Below are 4615 nucleotides of genomic sequence, written 5' to 3' on the forward strand. Positions count from 1 at the left end.
GTTGCGGTCTGGACGGGACTCGAATCGCCATTGAATTTAATTAGGTATCTTGCTATCTAAAAAGCAGTTGCGTTTTAATCCGACACTACTCATGCAGTAGACCGTTAGCTACAATTAAATGGAAAAACATCTAAGACACTACCTGATTAAACAAGTTTCTTCTCCCAAAGAAGACGAGATTCAGGATATTCTTTCAATTTTCAAGATCAGAGAGTTCAAAAAAGGCGATTACTTTAAAGAACCCTTTAAAACCGGAAAGGAGATTGGTTTCTTGGTTAAGGGAGCCATAAGAATAGTAATTTTCAAGGACAATGGAGAAGAAGTCACAGCCAGAATACGCGAAGAAAATTCCTTTATAGCTGATCCTTACATACTACAAAATAACGACCCTTCCCCTTTAGGTATTGAGTGTTTAGAAGACCTATCTCTTCTGGTAGCCAATATAACTGATTTTCAAAGCCTATTGGAAAGCAACCTTACTTTAAACATTGTTGTTCGCAAATTTTTAGCTCAGCAAATGAGTGAAATTGGCAAACAACAACTGTTATTTTTGACAGGTTCAGCCAAAGAACGTTATGAGTTTATTATAGAGCAACATCCTAATCTTTTGAAAAAATTCCCACTCCGCTTTATTGCTTCTATGATAGGGATTACGCCAACTCAGTTAAGTCGAGTAAGAAATAATAAATAATTCACAGCTAATTGATTTCTCAACATTTGTTGAAAGGCTTTACCGGATCCAACCTTTATCTTTGCACTAATCTAAAATCTTTTAAAGATGAACTTGAAAAGAATAATAGCATACGTGTTGGGAGGTATAACAATTTTAGTAATTGGCGTCGCTATTTTGGCACCAACCATAGTGAAATCATTAGGACTCCATCCTGACTTTGACAGTAAACAATACAACCTAGAAGGCAATAGAGCACTAATAGTAACTACCAGCCACGGAGTGCTCAATAAACCTGGGGAAACAACAGGTGATCCAACCGGTGTGTTTGCTTCTGAAATGACTATTCCATACTACGAGTTTTTAGATGCCAATATGCAAATAGATGTGGCAAGCATTAAGGGTGGTGAAATCCCAGTTGACCCACAATCATTTATATACTTTATAAAAACAGAATCTGATAAGCGGTATTTAAAAGATGAAATTTTCCAAGCGAAAGTTAAAAATTCAATCCCTTTAGGTGACGTAAATTTTAAACAATACGATGTCGTGTTCTTTGCTGGTGGCTGGGGCGCTGCTTATGACATGGCCCAATCCGAAATCTTAGCTGAAAAAGTTTCTGATGCCTATTACAATTCAGACGTTATTTATGGTAGTGTTTGTCATGGCGCCTTAGCTTTTACTGAGGCCAAAGACACTGTGGGGAACTATTTAATTGAAGGCAGAACCATGACCGGTGTCACTATGAAGCAATTGGAGCAATTGGATATTTCGTTTACGCCTAAGCATCCGGAACCTGAATTGAAAAAAGCTGGGGCCAATTATCAGGCCAATCACAAAACCAACGATTTCTTCGCTACATTGACTGTTATTGATGAAGAAAAGCGCTTTGTTACCGGTCAGAATCAAAACTCAGGGCATGAGACCTCACAGTTGATTATGAAAACTCTAAGTGAGAAAAAGTAACTCTCATGTTGCAGTTTAATAAGGTTTTTCTATCCATTTGCCTTCTTGTTGGTGCGTATGCGTCAGCTTACAGTCAAGCTGATTCTATCGAAAGAAAACCAAACATTGTTTTAATTCTGGTGGATGATTCGGGTTTAATGGACTTTGGTGCTTTTGGAGGCGAGGCAAAAACACCCAACATCGACCAATTGGCAAAGGAAGGAATGATGTTTACCAACATGCATGCCTCTCCAGTTTGTGCACCCTCCAGAGCGATGTTAATGACAGGTTCAGATTGTCATTTGGCCGGTGTGGCGAATTTACCAGAAATGCTGCCAAAAAAGTTCCAGGGAAAACCGGGGTATGGAGGCGTATTGAACGACCGTGTCCAAACCATAGCAACACGCTTAAAGGAAGCTGATTATAATACCTATGTGACGGGAAAATGGCATTTAGGACATGATCAAAAGACCCTACCCATCAAAAGAGGGTTCGATCGTTCATTTATTTTAGGAGCTTCAGGGGCAGACAATTATGAAGCAAAAGGGTATTTACCCATGAAAGCTACTGCTCAGTGGTATGCTGATGGAAGTCCTGTTGATTTGCCAGAAGACTTTTATTCATCTAAAACATACATCGATAAAACCATTTCTTTTCACAAAGAAGAGCAAAACAAAGATCAACCGTTTTTCTCCTATATCGCTTTTCAGGCCATCCACACCCCTATTCAAGCTCCATTTGAATTGGTAGAAAAGTATAAACCTATTTACAAGAATGGTTGGGATAAAATGCGTGAAAAACGATTCGAAAAGGCAAAACAATTAGGGTTTATTCCCTTCAATGCTGAATTGAATAACGATTATCATCCATTTAGAAAATGGGACGGACTCACTAAGAAAGAACAAAATGTTTATATAACCGATATGTCTGTAACGGCCGCTATGCTTGAAGCTATGGATTTCCACATAGGTAGATATATCAACTATCTGACGCAAGAAGGACTCATTGAGAATACAATTTTCATTGTAACTTCTGATAATGGCCCAGATGGTGCCGACTATCAACCGATGGAGCTATGGGCTAAAACTCAAGGCTATCATCGCAACCTTGAAAAATATGGCAGTAAAGGGTATTATGGATCGTTAGGACCTGAGTTTGCCAATGCAGTAGCATCCCCATTTTCTTACTTTAAGTATTACACTGGTGAAGGTGGATTGCGTGTGCCTTTGATCATTAAAGGGACTAAGCTACCCAGTAAAATTCAGTCAAACGAATTTTGCTTTTTTACTGACATTGCGCCTACTATTTACGATTTGGCAGGGCTTAGTACTTCCGCAAATGAGGGCTATGCACCTATTACCGGAAAAAGCATACTACCGCATATACTCGACACAAATGTTTCTGTCTATGCAAATGATGAAGGTGTTGGTTTGGAAGTAGCCAATAGCTCAGCTTATTTCTTTAATAACTATAAAATTGTAAAAAACAATATACCAATTGGAGATAACAGTTGGCATATGTATGATTTATCTGCTGACCCTGGTGAGACAAATGATATTGCTTCATCGAATGCGGTTCTTTTTCAAAAAATGCTATCCGAATATCAGGATTATGAAGCAGAAGTTGGTGTGATTTCGATGCCGAATGGCTATCATGCGCAAAAAGAGGTTGGAAAAAAATCTATTATAGCCTTACTAAAATCAATAGGCCCATACTTTATAGTCTTCTTACTCCTAATAGTTGGTTTTATTTATTGGCGTAAATCCAACAGGCAAGTAGCCAGCTAACAACTCCCAAATTCTCAACATTTGTTGAGTGTCATTAGCTAATTCCTGCTCTACATTTGTACTCAATCAATTTTCATAAAAAAAATGATATTTCCGAAAACAATAGACAATTCATATAACGGTAATAAACTCCCTCTTTACCTCTTTTATTTATTAACAACGGTTACAATAGGAAGGTCACTTGTACATATGTTTGCTCCTGATGGAGGTGCTCAAAGTATTGCAACAATTCCATTGGACAGCTATTCTGTTGAAGCTGCCAATGTTGTTATTCACATTTTTGCAGAATGGGGGCTTACCCAATTGCTTTTTGGAGTTTTATATGCCATCGTCCTCTGGAGGTATAAAAGTCTAATTCCATTGATGTATTTATTCATTTTTATAGAATACACCGGTAGACTTTTACTTACGATGTACAAGCCAATTATCTTGGACGGTACTGCTCCTGGAGGTGTTGGTAATTACATCATGATTCCTTTAGCGCTGATAATGCTTGTTCTATCCCTTCAAAAGACTAAAAAGAATGCTTAACAGATCCTTAACTCTAAAAATTAATGCGATTGTATTGACTGTGATTGCTATTGCCGATATCATACGTGGGTACATGCACACGTTTAATATAAATTATGCAGCTGACAACATTGCAAAAATAGATCCTCACCCTGATACCTTATATCTTTTAGGCGTGTTTGGGATGTCAAATTTTCTAACGGCATTCATCTACCTAATTATAGTTTGGAAAGCCAAACACATAGCCCCATACATCTTACTTATTATTCCTTTGGGGTACTTAGTGGGGATCATTGGGCTTAAAACACAGGGCGTTCAAATGCAATCAGATTTTAATGGTCAGTATATGATGTTTGGCTACTTTGCAATTTGTTTATTAACATCTTTAACTTATTTCACATCAAAAAAATAAATATGAAAAATCTAATTTTAATAGTCGTAACACTTTGTTCATTTTCAGTTTTTGGACAATCACAACTAAATGGCACCTGGAATACAGGTGAAGACAATACAAAAATTGAAATATCAGAATCAGAAAGTCTAATCACAGGTAATATAAAGTCATCAGACAATCCCAAAGCCCAAATTGGAAAAGTGATCTTGAGGGATTTAAAAGAAGAAGGCAATAATTGGAAAGGGAAAATTTTCGCTGCTAAAAAACAGAAATGGTATGAAGCAGTCATCACTCCAAAAGGGAATACGC

The 4615-nt window shown here is 37.5% G+C and carries 6 protein-coding genes; all 6 read left to right on the forward strand.

Annotated elements, in window-relative coordinates; all coding sequences use genetic code 11:
* Positions 1 to 118 precede the first annotated feature (118 nt).
* Positions 119 to 691 carry a Crp/Fnr family transcriptional regulator gene (locus tag ACR2MV_RS12395; RefSeq protein WP_434022236.1) on the forward strand — a complete coding sequence of 191 codons (573 nt, stop codon included), beginning with the start codon at positions 119 to 121 and terminating at the stop codon, positions 689 to 691.
* Positions 692 to 808: 117 nt separating this feature from the next.
* A complete protein-coding gene (locus ACR2MV_RS12400) occupies positions 809 to 1636 on the forward strand; it encodes a type 1 glutamine amidotransferase domain-containing protein (protein ID WP_434022237.1) in 828 nt (275 codons plus the stop codon).
* Between the two features lie 5 nt (positions 1637 to 1641).
* On the forward strand, positions 1642 to 3402 hold the full coding sequence (locus ACR2MV_RS12405) for an arylsulfatase (protein WP_434022238.1): 1761 nt from the start codon (positions 1642 to 1644) through the stop codon (positions 3400 to 3402).
* 84 nt (positions 3403 to 3486) lie between these two features.
* Complete coding sequence (locus ACR2MV_RS12410) at positions 3487 to 3933, forward strand: hypothetical protein (RefSeq protein WP_434022239.1); 447 nt, start codon at positions 3487 to 3489, stop codon at positions 3931 to 3933.
* Entirely contained in the window at positions 3926 to 4324 is a 399-nt protein-coding gene (locus ACR2MV_RS12415; RefSeq protein ID WP_434022240.1) for a hypothetical protein, read from the forward strand. The genes ACR2MV_RS12410 and ACR2MV_RS12415 overlap by 8 nt, the downstream gene beginning before the upstream one ends.
* Before the next feature lie 2 nt (positions 4325 to 4326).
* Positions 4327 to 4615: DUF2147 domain-containing protein (locus ACR2MV_RS12420; protein ID WP_434022241.1), on the forward strand; the 289-nt coding region annotated here is incomplete at its 3' end.

Source organism: Lutimonas sp. (genome assembly GCF_051011215.1).
Classification (GTDB): domain Bacteria; phylum Bacteroidota; class Bacteroidia; order Flavobacteriales; family Flavobacteriaceae; genus Lutimonas.